Origin of the sequence: Motilimonas sp. 1_MG-2023, assembly GCF_030547455.1 — a bacterium.
Lineage (GTDB): Bacteria > Pseudomonadota > Gammaproteobacteria > Enterobacterales > CBDFNC01 > Motilimonas.
The window spans coordinates 1-233 of record NZ_JAUOPX010000311.1 but is presented as its reverse complement, the minus strand read 5'-3'; the positions used below and the strand labels follow the sequence as shown (position 1 = coordinate 233).

Below are 233 nucleotides of genomic sequence, written 5' to 3'. Positions count from 1 at the left end.
ATCCAGAACTCTTGCCATTAAATGCGTTGGGCCGTGCGATGGGGCAGGTGATGAAAACCATGTCACCGCAAATGATGTTAACAGAATTGCCACCGGGCAATATGGCATTACGCCGTGCTATTGCTAAACGTTATTTACGCGACGGCATTGACGTTTCGGTCGATGATATTGTGATTACGTCTGGTGCAATGGAATCTCTGGGGTTGAGCCTGATGGCGGTGACACAACCAGGA

1 pseudogene is annotated in these 233 nt (G+C 49.4%); it reads left to right on the top strand.

The window, feature by feature from the left end:
• Window positions 1-233 (top strand): annotated as a pseudogene (locus tag Q4519_RS22165) (PLP-dependent aminotransferase family protein); the annotation flags it as partial.